The following is a 942-nucleotide window of genomic DNA, read 5'->3' on the forward strand; positions in this document are numbered from 1 at the left end:
CCATCTGCGATGAGGCTACGCCGATCTGATAGTTGATCTCGCGCCCGCAGGTCGATTGCCCGCCCGCCGTCACGATATCCAGAATCTGCGGCATGGAGGCAGAGGTCGGGATCAGATAGCTTCCGAACTTTTCCTGCCCGCCCTTGCCAGAGTAATTCGCCCCGATCCGGTAAACGGTACCGCTGCTGATCGCTCCCTGCTTCTCCAGCGTGGCTGCGATCGTTCTCGTGGCGGGCGGTAGCCCAGCTTTATGCGCATGAAGGTGCAAAGGTGGTCGTGACCTATCACAGCAGCAAGGACGAAGGCGAAGAGGTTCTGGCTGCCGTCCGGAGCGAAGGGGCCGATGCGCTGCTTCTGCATCTGGATGCTTCGGACCAGAAGGCCTGTCAGGATGCCATCCGCAAGACGGTCGATCATTTCGGTGGGCTGGATGTGCTGGTTTGCAATGCCGGCATCCAGAAAACCGAAGAGGACCCGACCAGGATTTCTGCCGACTGGATCAAGACGATCTTTGAGACGAACGTCTATGGGTACATCTGGCTGGCACAGGCCGCACTGGAGGTTATGGAAAAAGGCAGCGCGATCGTCTGCACCACTTCGGTCAATGCCTATCGCGGCCATCCTGTCCTGATCGATTATTCTGCGACCAAAGGGGCGGAGCTGGGATTTCTGCGCGCCTTGGCTGCCAATCAGGCCGCTAAGGGGGTGCGGGTGAACGGCGTGGCCCCCGGCCCCATCTGGACCCCGCTGATCAGGGAGACGATGTCGCCCGAGTCTGTTGCTGAAATCAAAAGGATGGATGCGGAACCGAAGGGGGCTGCCGATACCGGACCTTCCTCTCCGCCGGTTTCGGGATGGCCCGGCAGATAGGGGGCCAGATGTGCCTTGACGCCGATCGGTCCCATGCCCGGACCACCACCGCCGTGCGGAATGGCAAAAGTC

The 942-nt window shown here is 60.7% G+C and carries 2 pseudogenes; one reads left to right on the forward strand and one right to left on the reverse strand.

Annotation, left to right across the window (positions count from 1 at the left end):
* A pseudogene (locus TR36_RS13905) lies at nt 1-268 on the reverse strand (endolytic transglycosylase MltG); the annotation flags it as partial.
* Between the two features lie 8 nt (nt 269-276).
* Here TR36_RS13905 and TR36_RS13910 point away from each other — a divergent pair.
* Nucleotides 277-714, forward strand: a pseudogene (locus TR36_RS13910) (SDR family NAD(P)-dependent oxidoreductase); the annotation flags it as partial.
* Nucleotides 715-942: the final 228 nt, after the last annotated feature.

The sequence above is a fragment of the Falsirhodobacter sp. alg1 genome, from assembly GCF_000739715.2.
Classification (GTDB): domain Bacteria; phylum Pseudomonadota; class Alphaproteobacteria; order Rhodobacterales; family Rhodobacteraceae; genus Falsirhodobacter.